This window comes from Prevotella sp. P3-122 (genome assembly GCF_002251365.1).
GTDB lineage: Bacteria > Bacteroidota > Bacteroidia > Bacteroidales > Bacteroidaceae > Prevotella.
Genome location: NZ_NPJH01000049.1, coordinates 26,308 through 45,809, shown reverse-complemented (window position 1 = coordinate 45,809; position 19,502 = coordinate 26,308). Strand labels below are relative to the sequence as shown.

General features: G+C 50.3%; 10 protein-coding genes and 2 pseudogenes. 4 read left to right on the top strand and 8 right to left on the bottom strand.

The annotated features are described in order from the left end of the window. Positions 1-105: 105 nt before the first annotated feature. From CIL02_RS09075 to CIL02_RS16960, 8 genes and pseudogenes are all read right to left on the bottom strand, one after another. The gene (locus CIL02_RS09075; protein ID WP_094401086.1) at positions 106-1,032 is read right to left on the bottom strand and encodes a magnesium transporter CorA family protein; all 927 of its coding nucleotides are present in this window, start codon (positions 1,030-1,032) and stop codon (positions 106-108) included. A 1,162-nt stretch (positions 1,033-2,194) separates the two neighbouring features. Further along, positions 2,195-3,577, bottom strand: coding sequence for a hypothetical protein (locus CIL02_RS09065; protein ID WP_094401082.1), 1,383 nt, complete (start codon positions 3,575-3,577; stop codon positions 2,195-2,197). Then, positions 3,577-4,035: a T9SS type A sorting domain-containing protein gene (locus tag CIL02_RS09060; protein ID WP_094401080.1), complete on the bottom strand. Its 459-nt coding sequence runs from the start codon at positions 4,033-4,035 to the stop codon at positions 3,577-3,579. Before CIL02_RS09060 ends, CIL02_RS09065 begins: the two co-directional genes overlap by 1 nt. 294 nt (positions 4,036-4,329) lie before the next feature. Further along, a complete protein-coding gene (locus tag CIL02_RS16330; RefSeq protein ID WP_094401078.1) occupies positions 4,330-5,040 on the bottom strand; it encodes a hypothetical protein in 711 nt (236 codons plus the stop codon). A gap of 179 nt (positions 5,041-5,219) precedes the next feature. Next, positions 5,220-9,116, bottom strand: a complete 3,897-nt coding sequence (locus CIL02_RS09050; protein ID WP_094401076.1) for a hybrid sensor histidine kinase/response regulator transcription factor — start codon at positions 9,114-9,116, stop codon at positions 5,220-5,222. 74 nt (positions 9,117-9,190) lie between these two features. Next, complete coding sequence (locus CIL02_RS09045; RefSeq protein WP_094401141.1) at positions 9,191-10,750, bottom strand: right-handed parallel beta-helix repeat-containing protein; 1,560 nt, start codon at positions 10,748-10,750, stop codon at positions 9,191-9,193. A 53-nt stretch (positions 10,751-10,803) separates the two neighbouring features. Next, positions 10,804-12,390, bottom strand: coding sequence for a RagB/SusD family nutrient uptake outer membrane protein (locus tag CIL02_RS09040; protein ID WP_094401074.1), 1,587 nt, complete (start codon positions 12,388-12,390; stop codon positions 10,804-10,806). Between the two features lie 21 nt (positions 12,391-12,411). Beyond that, positions 12,412-15,421 (bottom strand): annotated as a pseudogene (locus CIL02_RS16960) (SusC/RagA family TonB-linked outer membrane protein). A 418-nt stretch (positions 15,422-15,839) separates the two neighbouring features. On the opposite strand from CIL02_RS16960, the gene CIL02_RS09030 reads away from it, so the two are divergent. The 4 genes and pseudogenes from CIL02_RS09030 to CIL02_RS09015 all read left to right on the top strand — a co-directional run bounded on the left by CIL02_RS09030 (position 15,840) and on the right by CIL02_RS09015 (position 19,490). Beyond that, positions 15,840-16,535, top strand: coding sequence for a NigD-like protein (locus CIL02_RS09030; protein ID WP_094401072.1), 696 nt, complete (start codon positions 15,840-15,842; stop codon positions 16,533-16,535). After that, positions 16,528-16,779 (top strand): annotated as a pseudogene (locus CIL02_RS09025) (transposase); the annotation flags it as partial. The gene CIL02_RS09030 and the pseudogene CIL02_RS09025, both read left to right, overlap by 8 nt. Positions 16,780-16,883: 104 nt before the next feature. Continuing rightward, positions 16,884-17,630: an SDR family oxidoreductase gene (locus CIL02_RS09020; RefSeq protein WP_094401070.1), complete on the top strand. Its 747-nt coding sequence runs from the start codon at positions 16,884-16,886 to the stop codon at positions 17,628-17,630. A gap of 27 nt (positions 17,631-17,657) precedes the next feature. Then, the gene (locus CIL02_RS09015; protein ID WP_094401068.1) at positions 17,658-19,490 is read left to right on the top strand and encodes a tetratricopeptide repeat-containing sensor histidine kinase; all 1,833 of its coding nucleotides are present in this window, start codon (positions 17,658-17,660) and stop codon (positions 19,488-19,490) included. The last annotated feature ends 12 nt before the right edge of the window (positions 19,491-19,502 follow it).

Sequence of the window (19,502 nt, the reverse complement as noted above, 5' to 3'; positions counted from 1 at the left end):
CACGCTGTACTCATTTTTCAGTTTACATCGTGCAAACTTAAATAAAAAAAGTGTAAATTCCTAATAAAATCTTGTTTTTTTGCAGATTTTTCTTTACCAGTCACATCAAATGAGCCTTTTATGCCGTAAAATGCCCCATGACAATCCACTTACGAAGAACGAGATAATTATGGCAATGGCAAATCCGAAGGGGTTGGCTTCCATGCCGTTAATAAGGTTCATGCCGAAAAGCGAGGCGATGAGTGTGGGGAACATCATGATGATGGTAACAGCCGTGAGCGTACGCATGACGGTATTCATGTTGTTGTTGATGATGCTCGAATAAGTATCCATCGTCGACTCCAGGATGTTCGAGTAGATGTTGGTAGTCTCCCTGGCCTGTGTCATCTCGATGTTCACGTCCTCAATAAGGTCAGCATCAAGCTCGTCGACCTGCAGCTTGAATTTCAGCTTTGCCAACAGGTTCTCGTTGCCCCTGATGGATGTTACGAAATATGTCAGCGAGTCCTGCAGGCGGCTCAGTCCTATGAGGCTCTCGTTGTTCACCTCATGGTCGAGATTGTGCTTGGCCTTCTCTATGAGCGCGCTTATCTGCTTAAGTCTTTTCAGGTACCATACGGAGCTGGAGAGGAAGAGCCTGAAAATCATGTCGACATAGTCGGTGAAGCCCTCTCCGCGTTTCTGCTGGTAGCTGACAAAGTCTATCATCATATTGGTCTCGTAATAGCAGACCGTAATGGTGACGTCGCGCTTGTGGATAATACCCAGGGGAACAGTAGTATACGGTGTACGCGAGCGCACCTCCTTGACATATGGTATACGGAGGATGATAAGCATCCATCCGTCGTCATACTCGTAGCGTGCCCGCTCGTCGGTATCGCTGATGTCCGAAAGGAAATAGTCGGGAATATTGAATCGTTCCTCCAGATACTGTTGGTCCTCCTCTGTGGGGCATGTAACCTGTATCCAGCAGTTGGGCTGCCATTCGGGAATGGCCTGTAGGGTGTTCTCGGTGTTCCAGTAAGTTTTCATTGTGCTAATCCTCGTTGTTTAAAAATTAGTTCACTGGCGAAGATTAGCCTGCTAAGCAAGGGCTTATCTCCGTCAAACAATGTTCTTGTTTTCCGCGTGATAATCGTCCATATTTCTTTTACTTGTTGATTTCGGCTGCAAAAATACAAATTAAATTCCAAATAACGACATTGTGGGGATTATTTTTTTGCTGGTGGGGACAAATACGGCTGCATACGCCCCAAATCGGTCATTAGTGTTATGAACGCCCTGAACCAAAGGTCCCGGCTGAACCAAAGGTCGCCGGCTGCAAGGAAAGGAAAAGGGAAGGCAAAGGCAAATTATTAAATGAAGTGGGTGAAACCATTTGCCATAGGATATGAATGCGTTTGCATCCCTGATAAGGTTAATAACCTTACGGCCTTAAGGTTATTAACCTTGCAGGCGTAAGGTTATTAACCTTATCGGCAATGATATATATATGCATAGACCACGCAACAATATATTGTCACTCGAGATATAGCATGACCGCAAATATGAAAACGCCACAGACAAGATTTGTAACCTTATCGGCAATGAAGGTAATAAATACAGAGCACACTGCTACAAATGATAATCACTCGAAATGTCGGATGACCCCATTTTCTTGCGCTCTTTGCGCCTTTGCGAGAGTTCTTTCTCGCAGATGTTTATTGCTTATTGCGTTGTATATTTCTCGCCAAGCCGCAAAGGTCGCAAGGACTATATTCCCTTGCGAGAGTCCTTTCTCGCAGATGTTTATTGCGTGATATATTTCTCGCCAAGCCGCAAAGGTCGCAAGGACTATATTCTTTTGCGAGAGTCCTTTCTCGCAGATGTTTATGGCGTGGTATATTTCTCGCCAAGCCGCAAAGGTCGCAAAGATTATCTGCAATACCAAATAATTAGGGGGTCCAGTTTGTTGTACCCAAAATGGACACCCTATTATATAGTACACTCCTAAAATTGAAGCATAAAGAAATGAGCCCGGCACAATACCGGGCTCACTACTATAAAGGGTAGAATAATTAATAATTGATTTGTTGTCCGACTTTTCGGAGACACACCAGTCAGTCACGTCCTCGTTTCGGTTCAATTTCTTTGATTGGAATACCTGAGGAATCATGACACAGGTTGGGCTCCGTCGGGAGTGTTCCCGCAGCCGTTATCGGGCGATGAGTTCCAGACCCTTCTTCGCTCTCTTCACGTGGATGTAGGGAGAGCATCCGGGAATTTGGGTGGCAGGAGCGTTCTTCTTGATGCGGGGAGCAATGCCGCGCTTCAGGTCCATCTTCGTGCTGGCCTTAGCGGGAGCGTACATAGCAGCGTCGCTGGCAGGAACAATCTCGTCGGCCACCTCGGGAGTGGTGAATGCCTTGGTTACCACTGGTCCCCACTCGCCATTGACATTCTTGGCTACGGCAGCAGCCACGAACTTGGCATTGGGATACAACTCCCATTCATAGTCGTCTACATCGTACAAATCCCATTCGTAAGATCCTTCTTTCGCTTGATCTTTCAGATAGGTCTCAACAAAATTGGGGTCGGCCTGGCACAGACTGTCTGTAACTATACAGGCATGATAAACCGACACGTTCTCATTGGGGGTGAAAATAATCCTCTGAGTGAAGGCATCCCATTCCTCATAGTATTTAGAGCCTCCGATGGTGATGCTCACCTCAGCCAAACCTTCGCCGCCACGTTGCTTTGTAGTTACAGGGATGCTGTCCACGTCGGCCATGGTACCATTGATGTCCCAGCATACGGTGTAAATCTCGTATTTGGTTCCAGGGGTCATGTCGGTCCAGACAAAGGTGGTGTCAGATACACTTTGGAAACCCCATGCTTTGACCATGTCGCCAATGCTGGTTAAGCCCATCCATGCGCCGAACATCTCAAACTGCTTCTGAGCCTCGCCTTCTTTGAAACAGCAGGCGGCAAAACCCTTGACATCGGCTGTCTTGGTGAATTTCACTTCGATGGTCGAGGTGGTGAGATCGGTCACCTCACCCTTTACGACGGGAGTACCCACAAGGGCGATATTCGGCGTGTGGAAGTCAGCCTTTCTCATCTCGCAGGCGGTGCCATACTGGTCGTAGCCCAGCGTCACGATGGTATAGTCCGTATTTGGAGTGAAGGCAAAGTCGAAGCCAGTCATCTCGGCAGCGGTGAAGTCCTGATAATACATTGTTTTGGAGTCGCTGTATTTGAAAGTGTACTCAGCATACTCGTCGGTGGTGATGCGGTCGGCGTTCGCCTTCTTCACACACATAATCTGGAAGGCGGCGCAGGCTGGTGTACGTGTGATGGCCAGTTTCACCATGTCCTTTGTACCCTTGGCTTCATCCTTGATGGTTACATCCTCCACGCTGATTTCGGCGGCTACCGTACCTTCAACGGTGGCAAAGGCGATACTGTCGATACGGTTTACATGGAAGGGATGAGCCTGTCCCATGTTGTCACGCACAATCAGACGGTTGGGTTCCTGCTGTGCATATGAAGATATGCCCATGAGGGCGCATACGATGAGTAAAAAGAATTTTTTCATTACTTGGAGATTTTGATGGTTTTGTTGTTGATTTTCATGATATACACACCTCTTCTGAGGCCGCTTAAGTTGAGTGTGCCCTCTTCGGTAGCCCGAAAGTGGCCTACTGTCTGTCCGTTGACGCTGTAAACGGAAACTTGGTCATCGGGTTTGGCGCCCGTAATGGTCAGATGGTCGCCTTGACGGTTCACGGCCAGTCCGTTGCCGTTCACGGCACTGATGCCGGTAGCCACTTGCACAAACTTCAGACTCTGGATGTCCGAAATGGCGAAGGCTTTCACGTCAGTGGTATAAACAGCGAGTGACTGGGAACTGACCAGCATCTTGTTGATGCTGCTGATGTCAAACTTCTGCGTGGTGCCACTCTTCAACTGAACGGCCAGGTTGGTCTGGGCGTTCATGGTGAGAGCACAGAATGCGGAAGCGGCAATCAGGGATAGAAGTCTTTTCTCACGCATAGACTATTACTTTATTTGAGTTAATGAAACATTAATTTGTTTAAAATCTAATTTCGGCAACAAAGATACACGAAATATTTAAGAAAAGATACGTTTTGGTAGACAAAAACCAAAGTTTAACAGCAGTTAACAAATAGCCACCTAAAGATATGCAGCCTTGCGTGTTATCACCTATTTTATATATATTGCGTGGATAATTTTTATGCGCTATCGAAGATAATTGGATACGAAACGCTTCAGTCAATAAGCCACGGAAAAACAAAATGATACAGTTGGTGCAAGGCATGCAAGATATTAAACTAAACAATTGTGGCATGATGTGCAGATTATTCGGCTACCAGTACAGCGAGACAAAGAAGTATGATGCGAAGCACACATGTTAAAATAAGATGTATCATTGTTTCTTTTGCAGGAACACGAAAAAATGTGTATCTTTGCCACGACAGAAACTTTTGACAGATGGATTTGGAAAACAACAAGTCGGCAATAGTCATGGGCGCCCTGCTGTAATTGCTCCACCGCTTCATAGCAAAGCAGGAGCTGGCTGTTGCTCTGGGCCAGCCGTTTGCCCTCCTTGAGGTTGCCTTTGCCCATAAACTCATGATAGACGCCTATGTTCTCTCTCATGTAGTTTTTTATCTGGGTCGACGCACGGGGGGTATCGATGACAATCTCGTATATGGCTTGGATGTTTTGCTCTGTCAGACAGAAGAGGTGCAGGTCTACGCTGTAATTTTCGGCGAGTTCGCCCAACCAGTAGTCGTTGAGATTTTTCAGCAGTGAAATCAACACCCTCTCGTTTCTCAGACTAAGGAGAAGTTTGTTTGGGAAAATATCCGTCATTCCATATGATGACGGTGATTTCAGAAGGGGGAGCAGATGGTCGAAGAGCTCATTGTTGCAGAGGGCGTTGACGGCTTCGGAGAGAGCGAAGTTGCTGTCTTTGTGGCGGAAAATGCTGACGGTGGCACACTTCTTCATCCGCTGGTAGTCAGCCGTGCTCATGGTCCGGACAATCTGCAGCCATGCATAGGGGACGATGTAAAATGTAGTGAAATAAGAAAATGAAGGGACAATTATTCCATATTTAGCAATATTTTTGAGATTTACCGAGGATAAGGTCGTGATTCCGGCATGTAATTGCGACAACGATAATTCTTGACTGGAGCTAATCGGTCATGGTGTTACAGGCTGGAGATATACTCCTTGGGGGTGACATTGGTATGCTTTTTGAATAGTTTCCTAAAGTTTTTTACATCGCTGATGCCACATTCCTCTGCCACCGATTTCACGTTTGTCTCCCCGTTGCGGAACATCTGTGATGCCTTGTAAATGCGGTAGTCGTTGATAAACTCGATGAGCGACATGTTGGTGATAAGTTTCAGTTTCTTGTAAAGGGAAGAGTGGCTCATAGCCATCTGGTCGGCAAAGAATTCGGCGTTGAAGTCAGGATTCTTGATGTGTTCATCGATGACAGTACGGCAACGGAGGATGAATAGTTGCTCTTCCTTGCTGTATTGTTTGATGGGGGCAGGAGAGGAGTCGGCAGAGGTTTTGGGTTGTACCGGTGTGTCCGACTGCACCTGCAGTAGTTTGGCCATACGTTTGCGCAACAGTTGTAGCGAGATAGGTTTGGTGAGATAGGCATCTGCACCATTGTCAAAGGCCTGCATCATCTCGTCTTCGGCTGTATTGGCCGTGAACACGATAATCTTGGTTCGTTGCAGTGATGTTTGGGTACGTAGTCCAACCAGCATCCGCTGCCCGTCCATCTTAGGCATGGACAGGTCGCAGATGATGATGTCGGGCAGGGTCTCCAGCGCTTTGGTGATGCCTTCCTCGCCATTGTATGCCTTTTCGATGCGGTATTCTCTGCAGAGTCCTCGCTCCAGCAGTTCCACTGTTTCGGGTTCATCATCGACAATCAGAACCGAGTGTATGGCTGTTGGGTTGTTTCTGGTTGTCTTATTGGCAAGTATCGTTTTGGCTGGAGCCATCCGTTCCGAATCTTGGTGTCTCGGAATGTAAAATGAGAAGGTCGATCCCTTGCCCATCTCCGATTCCACGCTGATTCTTCCGCCGTGCAGCTCCACCAGGTTTTTGACGTAAGAAAGGCCAAGTCCGTCTCCCTCACTTTGCTTCTTGCCCCGTTCCGAACGGAAGAAACTTTCGAAGATGGTGTCGCGGAATTTCTCGTCAATACCGATGCCTGTGTCAGATATGTGGAAGATGACCCGGTCGTTGCTCTCTTCGATGCCGAAGCTCACCTTTCCCCCTTTCTTGGTATATTTGAAGGCGTTGGTAATCAGATTGGAGATGATGAGCTCAAGTTTGAAGCTATCGAAGTCGAGCAAAATCTCGTCATGCGAGGCTTCGAAGCGGTACTCGATATTCTTTTGGCCGAACATGTCCGTATAGTTGTCGTTCAGCGTCCTGCAAAACTCCACTACATCCTGACGTTTGAGGCTCAGCCGGAGGTTTTCTGCTCCCACCTTCCTGAAGTCCACTACGCGACTTACGAGAGAGTTGAGTCGTTTGGCGTTTCTCAGCATGTCATTCATATAGACTCGGGGAGCCTTCACGGGGTCGGTTCCCCCTTCGAGAATCTCCTCTATCTGTGCCATGATGAGGAAAACGGGAGTGCGCAGTTCGTGCACGATGCTCGTATAGAAGTTGGTCTTCGCCTCGTTCAGTCGCTTTTCCGATTGTTTCTCCACCTCGGCTATCTGCATCCGGTGTCTCACGGCCAGGTTGTTCATCCATATCCTCACGGCTATCCAACAGATGGTCACAGCCAGGATCAGATAGCACAGCTTGACCCACCAGCTGAGATACCAGGGTGGGGTGATGACAATCAGGAGCGTGCGTGTTTTCGACCAGTTGACACCGTCGCTTGTCGACTTCACCTTGAGGGTATAATGGCCGGGCGGTACCTTGGTGTATTGGATTGCGCCCACGGTCACCTCACGCCAATGGGTGTCGAAGCCTTCCAGTAGACAGGAGTAGATGATACGGTTGGAACTGACGAAATCGGGCGTGGAGAACCTGATGGTGAAGAAGTTTTCGTTGTGGCTTAGCCTTTGTTCCTGGTTGCCGGTGGTATAGAGATTGTAAGTCTTTTTGCTGTTGAGCAGTTCGAGCGACTGGAAGAACACCTCGTTGGTGCCTTGTGGCAGCCTGATTTTGGAGATGTCGAAGTAGACGAGTCCCTTGGTGGTGCCGAAGTAGGTGGTACCAGCCAGTTCAGCATTGCAGTTGTAGGTAAATTCCGATGCCCCCTCATCCACGTTGAGACGCACGAACTTTTCCGTTCCTGCTGTCATCAGAAACAGACCATCGTATGTTCCTGCGACCACATTCCCATGCTGATCTTCGCGCATAGAGGTGACGTTTGTTTCGTTCAGTCCCTGTTCGGCACCATAGGAGGTCAGCGTTCCCTGTCTCTCGTTCATGCGGAAGAAGCCTACATGCTCGATGGTGAACCATATGTTGCCGTTTTGCCCCAGATAGAGGAAGCGGGTGTTGTTGTCGGGCAGTCGGATATCCGTTGATTGGGTGTTGTAGCGCTTTTCAATCTTTCCGTTCTTACGATTAATCTTTATCAGTCCCTGAAAGCGGCATGCCAGCCAGATATACCGGCTGTCCATGGCGATGCCCATGCAGTAAGCGTTGTCGATATTGAACTGGCTGATCGTCTCATGGCGTTTATTGAAGACGAAGAGGTCGGAGCTTCCTATCCAGAGGTTCCCCTGTCCGTCGTCCTTGAGGGTCCATAGGTTTTGTGACTCATGGCTCCGTTGGGGCATGCGATAGGTGGTGAAGGAGTGGGAGGCTTTGTTGAATCTCACGAGTCCTTTGGTGTAGACGGTCATCCAGATGTTGTCGCCATCGTCGGTCATCGACGTGATGTTGTTTCCTGGCAATTGGCTGTTGGCTGTCGTATAGGTAGTCTTCTGTCCTGTCTTGCGGTCGTGAATTTCAAAACCTCCGCCGTCGAGTCCTAGATAAAGCTTCTCCTGCGTGGGAATGACAGCAGTGACGATGTCGTAGGATAGCTGGTGGTTAGTGCGGCTCAGGATGCTGAACCATCTGAACTGTTCGCTGTAGAGGCTCATCCCCATGCGGTAGGTGCCTATCCAGAGGTTCTGCTGCTGGTCGACAAAAAGCGCGTAGACCGCATCTCCAGAGATGTTGCTGTTGTAGGGATTGAAGACGATGCGTGATTGTCCGCTATCGAACACAACCCCTCCTCCGTCGATGCCAAAAACGGTGTAGGATCCATAGTCAACGGTAGCCATCAGTCCTTCGGGCGAATACTCGTTGGAGGGTTTGATGCGGTTGTTCTCTATTTTGAAGGCATGGCTTTTATATCCGATGCCATAGCCTACGAAGAGTGTGTTCTTGTTTTTGCTGTAGTAGATGTTGGCCAGCAAGGTTGTGCGAAGCTTTTGGGGCAGGAAGTCAATGAGCGTCTCTCCATCGCTGTCGAGCAGCCGGATGCCGTCAGCACTGGCCACGGCCAGAAGGTTGTCACGATAGACCGTCACGGCATCATACCGTTTGCTATGCTGTTTGACCGTACATAGGCGTTCCTTCTCCCGGTCGTATTTGTAGAGGGTTCCATTGTCATCGGCAACGAAGAGGGCATGTTGTGTCTCCACGATATGGTTGACACGCCTCACGAAGGGGATAGTTCTGCCCTGGCTGTCTGTTGTTGGCATGTGATGGAATAAACCGTCGTCAAAGGAGTAGAAGTCGATACCACTGTCGGTACCAATCCAGATACCGTCATCAGTGGGGCAGAGTGTCCGCACCACCCGGTTGGCGATTGATTGGGGGTTGTTTGCGTCGTGATAGAACGACTCAAACTGGTAGCCGTCATAGCGGCTTAGGCCGTTGAAGGATCCAATCCAGAGGAATCCGTGCTTGTCTTGTTTGATACAGCAGATGCTGTTGTCACAGAGTCCTGAGGCCTTGTTCCAGGAGCGGAAATATTTTTGTGCCGACACCGTTGCCGATGTCAGCACAAAGAAGAGTATGATTGCCTGCAAGCGCAGAAGAGAAGTCACGAAGAGACGCATATACTGTGGTTAGTGGCATTTGGCGATGCGAAGGTAATCATTTTTTTTGCATTTCAGTCCTTTTGTATCATTTTTCAGTCCATCAGGGAGAAGAATCGTTCTATTTTCTCCTTGTTGACGAAATGGCAATCCTGTCCGCAAATGTTTTTGCGGTCCATGAGTTGTAATAGTCCGGCATAGCCTTTGGCATCCTTGTCTATCACCTGTTGCTGATAGTAATGACTTACCGTGCGGCCTGCCTTATCCCCAGGCAGTGAGGAATAGTTGCCGAGATACCAGTTGCCGCTGAAGAGATTATTCGTGGAACTGGTCATTTCAAATCGGCTCGTTTCGGCCGTATAGAAGATGTTGGCGGTGAACGATGTGTTGTCAGCATAGCCGTCCCACGAGTCACTGCAAACCATGGTGCGGTCGGCATTCCCTACTGTCTTGGGGTTGGAGTGGATGATGTTGTGGTCTACCTGGGTGTCTTCCACTCGTCCTGCTATATGGATATTGGGCGAGAACATACCCTGCCGGGTCTCCTTGGACCGCATGCCGTCGCCGATGCTTATGTTATAGCGTACGCGGCTTCCCTGGTTGCCGATGGAGTAGTTGCGTTCGTTGCCTGAGTCGCATATGAGCACCATACCGCCATAGTTGTCGTGGCTGTAGTTGTACTGGATGAGCGTATTGCGGCAGTTGTAGTCGCAGTCGTATCCTTGGGCATCCCATGGAGCCTTGTGGTCAGAGACTTCGTTGAACTGGATGATTGTATTGTCACAGCTCCATGGCCAGATGCCGGCAGCTGCCTCGGTCATGGGCAGCATGTCGGGACAGTTGCGCATGACGTTATACTCGATGAGCGTTCCGTCGCAGCCTATCGGCACGATACCGTCTCCTGGTACACCCTCAATCAGATTGCCCCTCACAACCACGTGCGTGTTTGGCAACCAGTCGTGGCGGTTGTAGTAGCCGCTCCAAATCATGGCGTTGCGGGCGCAGTCCTTGATGTGGCAGTTGGAGATGGTAAGACTGTCGAAGCGTGAGGCGATGGTCTTGCCTCGGTTGACGATGAACAGAGCCGACCCTCCTCCCTCTTCTTTGACGAGCGATCCGTTGACATCATGGATAAACAGACCGTCGATGGTGATGCAGCGTGAGAGACCGTAGTCGGAGCAGGCCACCATCAGTCCCGTGCGTCGGGCTTTGCGTTCCTTGCCCGTATTCACAATCTCCAGGTCGCGGAGTGTGAGATACTCAGAGTTGAGAATTCGCACGGCATAATCCGACTCGTCGTAGCCTACAATCTTCGGTCTTTCGCCCTTGCCATAGGCACCCACCTCTATCGGTTTGCCGCTCTGGCCATGGCCACATATTTCCAGTACCCCGTGAAAGGTGGATCCACGCTTGAACAGCAGCCGGTCGCCGGCCTTCAGTGTCAGTTGGTTGGCTCGTGCAAGTGACTGCCAGGGGGTCTTATCGGATGTTCCGTTGTTGTTGTCGTTACCTGTCTGAGCGTCTATATAATAGGTAACAGCCTGTTGGGCCGTAGCCTGCTCTGGGTTCGCAGGCCCCGGCGACAGCTTGTCATCGTGAGCCTGCGAACAAGATGCAATGAATAAGGTGATGATGATTAAATTGGATTTTTTCATCTCATCAGGTATTTCAAAACTTTCTATGCTCTTGATTGTTCCCAACTGGTCGCTTATTTCCAAAGTGCGTTCTGCTCCAATTTCTTGTTGCTGTCAAGCTCGCCCAGCGGGATAGGCCATACATAGTCGCGCTCACCGTTGAAGATACGTTTCTCGTAGGCCAGACCATAGGTGGTGCGTTCGTTTTCAATGGCTTGTACGGCCTTGTCGAGAATGCGCCAGCGGTAGAGGTCGAACAGACGCAGACCCTCGAAGGCGAGTTCCACGCGACGTTCATGCCGGATGATGTCCATCAGGCTGGACTGGGAGAGACCGCTTCCCTCCACATCCTCTACACGAGGCATGCCGGCACGCGTACGCACCATGTCGACCAGCCCGAGCACTTCGCTCTCTGTATATCCGCCCTTCTCTACAAGAGCCTCAGCGAGTGACAGCAGCACCTCGGCATAGCGCACTACGTAGAAGTCCTGACCATTATCCCAGGAGTTGCCGGTATCAGAGGGGTCGAAGTATTTCATCACATAGACCGTCGACATCGAGGCGGCGGCTCCGCCATACCAGGCAGTGGAACCTCCTTTGCCGTTCCAGGTCATGCCTGGTACGAAGAGGGTGGCATAGAGACGAGGATCGCGACCCGTCCAGTGGTCGGCATTGGGCTGCCAGAGGTCGAGTTTTCCGTCGTTCATTACGCCATAGTTCTTGTCGGCAGGTTTGGATCCATCGAGGTTATAGTATTCATCGGCCAAATTGAGCGTACCGTTCATGGCCTCCAGAGGAGTGTTCCAATGAGCGTTGAAACAGGCACCCTCGCTTAGTCCCGGACCTTCAAAACGAACGGAGAAAACAATCTCAGGTGAGGTCTGTCCAGCCTGGGTAAACAGCCGGGCATAGTCGCCTTCGAGCGAGTAGCCCAGTTCAAGAATGGCTTTGTAGGCAGCGATGGCCTCGTCCCATTTCTCATTGTAAAGAGCCATTCGTCCGAGCACGGCATAACAGGCTCCGCGGGTGACGCGGCCGAGGTCAGCCTTGACTGGCAGATCGTTGACACATCCTTTCAGCAGTTCCATCTCGCTGGCCACGATGTCGGCTCGTTTGGTGCTGCCCATCTCTGCCTTGTCGAGAGTGAGCGGTTCGGTGATATAAGGTACGTCGTTGTAGGTCATGGTGAGATTGATGTACATGAGCGCTCTGAGTGTGAGTGCCTCGGCTTTGTATTGGGCTCTCATGGCATCGCTCATGTTTACGCGGTCGATGTTGGCGATCAGCAGGTTGCAGCGTTTGATGACTTCGTAGTTGTCGCTCCAGAAAGAGCCTACCGCCCACGATGAGGCGTTGTGGGTACCGTTGGCGATGTCATAGCCTTCCATCCAGCCGCTCCAGTTAAAGTGTCCGCCATTGTCCGACATGCAGTCGAAGTTGATGGGACCCATGTTCCAAGGTCCGCCGTTGTAGAGTTGTTCAGTCTGCAGACCGTCATAGCAGGCCACGAGTCCCATCATGGCGTCATCAGCAGTCTGCCAGAATGTAGCGGAAGACGATTCTGTGAGTGAATCTTCCTGAAGCCAACTGTCGGAGCAACTGCTCATGGTCATGGCTCCTGACAGGAGAAATATACCGATATATTTGTTGGATAGTTTCATAATCGTATAAGATGTTAATAGTTAGAATTTGACATTGATACCGAATGAGTAGGAACGGATGTTCGGGTGAACATCGTTTCGGGTGTCTGTCCCGCTCTTCTCTGGGTCGTAATCATCGAGTGAGGTGAAGGTGAGCAGGTTAGATCCTGCCAGATAGAGTCGCAGGCTCTGAACGCCGATTTTGGCCAGTGTGGCATTGTTGCGGAAGGTGTAGCCCAGTTCCAGACTCTTCAGACGCAGGTAGTCTCCCGAGGTGAGCCAGAATGAAGAGTAGGTATTGTTATATTCGCCACCCATGCGGGGCATAGAGGCATTGGTGTTGGTTGCCGAGTAGCGGTCGAGCCAGCGGCTGGTCTTGTTACCACCGTTAGAGATGGTGGTCTCATCCCAGTTGAAGCGGTCAAGTCCAGATACACCCTGCCAGAAAGTGGTCAGGTCGAAGTCTTTCCAAGAAGCGCCGAGGGTGAATGAATATTGCAGTTTTGGGAAGGGGTTACCGATAATCTGGCGGTCTTCGTCGTTGATGTTGCCGTCATCGTTGAAGTCCTCATACATGATGTCGCCGAGTACGGGAGCCTGTCCGTTCTGTGTGATGATCTTCCCCTCTGAGTTGGTGCGTTTCAGGTCGTCCTCCGTGCGGTAGAGGCCTATAGCTTTCAGGGCATAGTAGGAGCCGATGGCATAGCCTTCCCTGTTGATGGTCGATCCGCTGATGCTCTCCTGTCCGTTCATGTCTATAATCTTGTTGCTCACACCAGCCAGCGAGAATCCGGCCTGCCATTGCCAGTCGCCCTGTCGGTCTTGGTAGTTGCCGGCCAGTTCCCAACCGCGGTTTCTCACCTTGCCTGCATTCTGGTAAGGAGCGGCAAGTGATCCGAGGAAGATGCTGGGCATGGGCAGTTGCAGGAGGATGTCGCTGGTCTCCTTGTTATACCAGTCGAACACCACAGAGATACGTCCGCCCCAGAAGGAGGCATCAAATCCGAAGTCGGTGATGGTAGTTGTCTCCCACTTGATGTTCCCGTTGGCAATCTTTGATGTTTTCATTCCGATATACTTGTTGTCACCAAAGAAGTAACTACCTTGTGCAGAGAGTGTTTCGGTGTATGCATAGTTGCCTATTTCCTGGTTTCCCAACTTACCCCAACTGCCGCGCAGTTTCAGGGAACTGAGCCACTTGATGTTCTGCATAAAGGCCTCATTGGAGATGATCCATGCTGCCGAGAAGGAGGGGAAGGTGGCATAACGGTTTGAGCTGGGCAGACGGGAACTGCCGTCACGACGGATGTTGAACTCAGCCATATAGCGGTCTCCATAGTTGTAGTTGATGCGTCCGAAGAAGGACTGTAGGCGGGTCTCCTCAGCCGAACCAGACACTTGGTCGTTTTGCGATCCGCCGTCCATTTCGTAAATATTGTCAGTTGGGAAACCTTGTTTGCTGATATTTGTCATGTCCCATCTGTTTTCCTGGATAGAGTGACCAACGAGTACGCTCAGATTGTGCTCGCCCCACTTGTTGTTATAGGTGAGGATATTCTCGTTGATGTAACTCTTCTCGATCCAACTGTAGTCTGCGAGGGTGTTGTGTGCCTGCGGGGTTAAGAATCTCGCCTTCAGCGTTATATTTGGCAGCAGAGCGGGGGCTGTAGGTCGACACCTCATTATTATAATACTTGTAGGCAAGGCTACTGCGGAAGGTAAGTCCCTTGATGATGTCCACCTCTGCAAACACCTTGCCATCGAAGCGGTGGTGCTGGTTGGTCTTGCGTCCGTAATTCAAATCCTCAATGGGGTTTTTGAACACCGAGGCACCGATATTGCTGTTTCCGTCCACGCATCCGTAATATCCGTTGGCATAAGTCACGGGTACTGTGGGGCGTGTGAACCAGGTGAGGTAGCGCATCAGACCTTCGCCAGTGACGCTGGTTACGGGCTCTTCCACATCCTGTCGGCTGCCGGCAAGATTCAGTCCAAGTTTCACGATTCCCAGTTTGGTATCGATGTTGGAGCGGAAGTTATATCGTCTGTTTCCGGTATTCTTCAGGATGCCGTCTTGGTCCATAAACTGGGCGGAAATCATGTATCGGGTAGTCTGATTGCCACCACTCACCGAGAGATGATGCTGGTGCATGATGGCAGTGCGGAACATCTCTTTGGCCCAGTTGGTGTTGGCAAAATGGTCAGGGTCGCTGCCGTCCTTGATTATCTGCAGCATGTCGTCAGTATAAGCCTTGCCGGGTTGGCATTCGTTGTACATCTTGGCCCACTCGTATGAGTTGACGAAGTCGGGCAGAACGGTAGCTTCTTGGATGGCGACGCTTCCGGAATAAGTGATGGAGGGTTTCTGGTCAGCTCCACGCTTGGTAGTGACCAGGATGACACCATTGGCAGCACGCACACCATAGATGGCAGCCGATGCGGCATCCTTCAGTACGGATACACTCTCGATATCATCGGCGGCAAGTTCCGACATCTGTGAGATACTACTCTCGATACCATCGATGAGCACCATCGGGTTGTTTTTCGAGCCGCTTCCGAGAGTGCCTACACCACGCACACGGATTTCCGGGTCGTCATGTCCGGCCTGAGCACCATTGGTCTGCAATACAACGCCAGGTAACCGCCCTTGGAGCATGGTCGATGTATTGGCTACCGGAATATTAGCCACGTCGTTGAAGTTGACGGCAGCCACCGATCCGGTGAGGTTGGCTTTCTTCTGTGTGCCGTAACCTACCACCACCACCTCTTCCAGTGCTTTGGTATCTTCGGCCAGTGTGATGTTGAGTGTTTGTCCGCTACGGAATTCCACCTCTTTATTAAGGTAGCCCACATAGGAAATGAGTAATGTGCCGTGGCTGACGTTGCTGAGCGTGAAGTTGCCGTTGAGGTCGGTCACGGTTGCGTTAGTAGCGTTTTTCACTTTGATGGTGGCGCCAATGATTGGTTCTCCTTTGGCATCTTTCACGACACCCTTCACAATACCATTCTGTTGGGTCATGGTTATGCCATCCGCATAGGCAGCATTAGCCATTACTGGACAAGTCCATCCCATCAGAGAAGCGGCGAACGACGAAAGCACAATCTGCTTTGTTCGTAGTTGATAGAATTCTTTCATTTTTCGTCCTCTAAATTAGGTTAGTTATTGATATAATTAGTTAGTGTCAAGTTTGACGATGCAAAAATAGTGCTTTTTTGTGAGAAGAAGAGGTGCAAAATTCGTATCAATGGGGTAAAAATTCGTATATCCGTCTTTCGTTGCCAGTTTTTTCGTATGAATAATAAGAAAATGTTGTCATACGATGGGCTGGTATGAATAAATGGGTGGGCGAGGCATGAAAAGGCAGTTTGTGATATGTTTTTTCTTTTTTTAACGGGTTGTATGTGCAAGATTTGCTATCTTTGTTGTTTGTAAGGGTGAAACCAAATTATTTTAATCAGAACAACGAACAATGAAAAAGATTTTTGCACTGATGACTGTCGCCCTTCTGGCGATGACCAGTTTCTCACTCCAGTCGTGCGATGACGACAACGATGACTATGTACCCACCACCTATGCAGTGGTGACCGTGAAACCCAATGCAGACAACAGCTCCTTCGTGATGCAGCTCAACGACTCCGTACAGATCATGGCCTCCAACATGGTCACCTCACCCTTCGGCACCAAAGAGAAGCGAGCCCTCATTGGCTTCACGGCTGCTGATGGGCAGCAGACTGAGGGAGAGCTGACCCGTGTGAAGGTGCTTTGGATGGACAGCATCCTCACCAAGCCTGTGGCCCGAGATCTGGGAGAAGAGGCCAACAAAGAAACCTATGGCGACGAGCCTATCGAGGTGGTGAACAGCTGGGAGACCGTGGCCGAAGACGGCTATATAAACCTCCGCTTTCGCGGCTATTGGGGAGACCTGAAAAAAGCCCATACCATCAATCTCGTCCATCGTACGGATGCCAACCGGCCCTATCTGCTGCAGCTCTATCACGACAACATGGGCGACGAGGGCAAGATTGTTGCCGACGGACTCGTGGGGTTCCGTCTGCCCGAGGCCTTCAACGAGAGCGATGAACTCATCACCATCACCTTGCAGTACGAATCCTATAGTGGCAAACTCAAGACCGTCGCCTTCAAGTATATCCCCCGGAAGGACTAACATGAAGGGAGCATTGATGTCCGTATCCGACAAACTGCTTCTCAGGAAGAGGGCTATAATAGAGACAGTGAATGACGAACTGAAGAACATTGCTCAAGTTGAGCATTCCAGACATAGAAGTTTTGACAATTTTGTAGTCAACCTTCTGGGAGGTATAGCTGCATACTGCTACTTCCCAAAGAAACCATCCATACGAGTACAGACCGTTGATATTTCAAATGACAGACAGCTTACTTTATTCTAAAGTATATTCGTCGAACTCACGGTATTATAATAAGATGTATCATAGTTTCTTTTGCAGGAACACGAAAAAATGTGTATCTTTGCCACGACAGAAACTTTTGACAGATGGATTTGGGAAACAACAAGTCGGCAATAGTCATGGGCGCCACCTCTGGCATAGGCTACGAGGTGGCCAAGGTGCTGGCTCAGCATGGATGGAGAGTGGCCGTGGCAGGCAGAAGAGAGAGCATACTGGCTGCCATGACCGCAAAAACGGATGGTATAGTGGCCTATGAGGTGATAGATGTCACGGCTCCGCATGCCGCGGAGTCTCTGCGCAGACTTATTGACAAGATGGGCGGCATAAGCCTCTATTTCCACAGCTCGGGAATAGGATATCAGAATACGCAGCTCGATGCGGAGCGGGAACTTAGCACCATAAGCACCAACTGTCTCGGTATGGCCCGGTTGGTGGGAGAGGCTTTCAGATATTTCGAGACGCATCCTGAGACAGATGGCCAAATAGCTGTAATAAGCTCAATAGCACGTACAAAAGGGCTTGGTGCCGCACCCGCCTATTCCGCATCGAAACGCTTCACAAGTCATTATCTTGAGAGCCTCTGCCAGCTGACCGCCATCAAGGGCATACGCAACATACACATCACGGACATCAGGCCCGGCTTTGTCAAGACACCCCTGATAGAAGGCAGCCGTTTCCCCATGCAGCTCGATGCCGCAGAGGTGGCTGCCTGCATAGTCAGAGCGGTAGAGCGCAAACGCTCCGTGATAACAGTCAATTGGCTTTATCGTCTTCTCGTCTTCTTCTGGCAACTCATTCCCCGTTGCCTATGGGTGAGAATGAAAGTAAGGTGATGTTTTGAAAAACATAAAGACACATACATGATACGGATATTTCTCATCCTCTTCCTCGCACTATTGATTTCTTGCGGCGGGGAGAAAAGGAATACTGGAGCAGACAAAGCATACGCTTTGCTCGAAGAGGTTTGGAACTATAATTCCAGCGGCGATAAGCAGACGGCCCTGCTGCTTGCTGACAGTGCGCTTGCCATAGGAGGCGCAGACACCACCCGTTGCTGGCTTATGTGTGAGAAGGCTGTTGCCCTTCAAGACATGGGGCGCACGGCAGATGCTGTCAGAACGGGTACTGAGGCATTGCGCCTTGCCGATAAGATTGGTGACACCGAGGCCATAATGAACCTGCATGGCACGTTGGGCATCGCTTACCGGCGTGAGGGAAAGCTCGACTCTGCTGTCTGTGAATACAAGAAGGGGTTAGAGATGGCTGTTAGAGAACACAATGCAGAATATGAGATATACCTCAACAACTGCATCTCGGTGTTGTATAGTGAGTACAACCATTTCGCTGAGGCTCTCGAGTATGCCCGTAAGGCAGAGCAAGCGGCTGTTGCCACCAACGACACCATAGAGCGACTGTCGGCAAGGGCAAACATCGGTGGCGTATATCTCAGGCAGAAGCAATACAGAAAGGCTCTCGATGTGATGTTGCCGCTATGGAATGATGTCATCAGAGAAGACTACAATCCTTTGACGTTGAAGTATCTCTCCGTCATGCTCAAATCGTATGCCGTGCTTGACGATGTGAACGCCTTGCGACAGTTCATGCCATATGCAGAAAAGGCCATCCGTGACATCAGCTCTCTTAGTGCAGGCACACTCGGAATACTGGAGATCAAGGCCTATATGCTCGGCAAGGAAGGCCGGTACAAGGATCAGCTGTCCTTGCTCGACAGCCTTTCAGCAACCAGCCACCTGATGCCTGCGGAGAGGCTGATGAGCGAGAAGGCGAGATGTCTGGCTGCCATGGGACGCAAGGCAGAAGCCTTCGACCTTATGTGCGGGGCATATGCCATGCTCGACTCTGTCAAGCAGAGCGACATAGACAGGAGCCTGAGCGAGTTCAGCATGAAATATAAGACCCTGGAGAAGGAAGTGGCTCTTGAGCAGATGAAGCGTGAGAAGGCAGAGACCGACAAACTGATAATCGGCCTTGTAGCCATGGTGATGCTCCTTGTCGCCATGGTCTGCATCCTGCTCTATCGTAGGAAGATGTCTGCTCAGAAGGCCGAATTGCAGGAGAGGCGTACCTACATACAGGGACTGGAGAACGAGCGTGAGCGCATAGCCCGTGAGCTGCACGACGGAGTCTGCAACGACATCTTTGCTGCAACTATGTTGCTATCCACAGACAGCAAGCGGGGTGTAGAACTTCTCGGGAACATACTGAAGGACGCACGTCATCTTTCCCATGCCCTCATGCCTCCGCGGTTTGTTGATGTCACGCTTGTTGATGCCGTAAGGTCGTATGTCGCGATGGTAGCCAGTGATGACAGGTGCAGTATAGAACTGTCTGCCGACGAGGCATGCGACTGGCGTGCCCTACCCCAACAGGTGGCATACGAGGCTTACCGTATCATCCAGGAAGCCGTAGGCAACGCTGTCAGATATGGTGGCGACGTACCTTCAGTCAAGGTGTCGCTCGCATGTGACTGCGGTGTGGTCACAGTCTCTGTTGTCAACAGAATAGCCGATGCACCATCCGGTAAGCAATCCCTAACGGGCATTGGTGTTGAGACGATGCGCAAGCGCGCACACACCATAGGGGCAGAGCTGACAACGTCTGCAGAACATGGAGAGTATGTTGTCAGAATGACTTTTAAGATGCGTGGCAGGACAATTCCGTCCCTGATATGAAATCTGATATAT

Excerpts from the sequence above, each read along its gene's own strand:
- CIL02_RS09075 (WP_094401086.1), bottom strand. The coding sequence starts at position 1,032 with ATGAAAACTTACTGGAACACCGAGAACACCCTACAGGCCATTCCCGAA.
- CIL02_RS09065 (WP_094401082.1), bottom strand. The coding sequence starts at position 3,577 with ATGAAAAAATTCTTTTTACTCATCGTATGCGCCCTCATGGGCATATCT.
- CIL02_RS09060 (WP_094401080.1), bottom strand. The coding sequence starts at position 4,035 with ATGCGTGAGAAAAGACTTCTATCCCTGATTGCCGCTTCCGCATTCTGT.
- CIL02_RS16330 (WP_094401078.1), bottom strand. The coding sequence starts at position 5,040 with ATGAGCACGGCTGACTACCAGCGGATGAAGAAGTGTGCCACCGTCAGC.
- CIL02_RS09050 (WP_094401076.1), bottom strand. The coding sequence starts at position 9,116 with ATGCGTCTCTTCGTGACTTCTCTTCTGCGCTTGCAGGCAATCATACTC.
- CIL02_RS09045 (WP_094401141.1), bottom strand. The coding sequence starts at position 10,750 with ATGAAAAAATCCAATTTAATCATCATCACCTTATTCATTGCATCTTGT.
- CIL02_RS09040 (WP_094401074.1), bottom strand. The coding sequence starts at position 12,390 with ATGAAACTATCCAACAAATATATCGGTATATTTCTCCTGTCAGGAGCC.
- CIL02_RS09030 (WP_094401072.1), top strand. The coding sequence starts at position 15,840 with ATGAAAAAGATTTTTGCACTGATGACTGTCGCCCTTCTGGCGATGACC.
- CIL02_RS09020 (WP_094401070.1), top strand. The coding sequence starts at position 16,884 with ATGGATTTGGGAAACAACAAGTCGGCAATAGTCATGGGCGCCACCTCT.
- CIL02_RS09015 (WP_094401068.1), top strand. The coding sequence starts at position 17,658 with ATGATACGGATATTTCTCATCCTCTTCCTCGCACTATTGATTTCTTGC.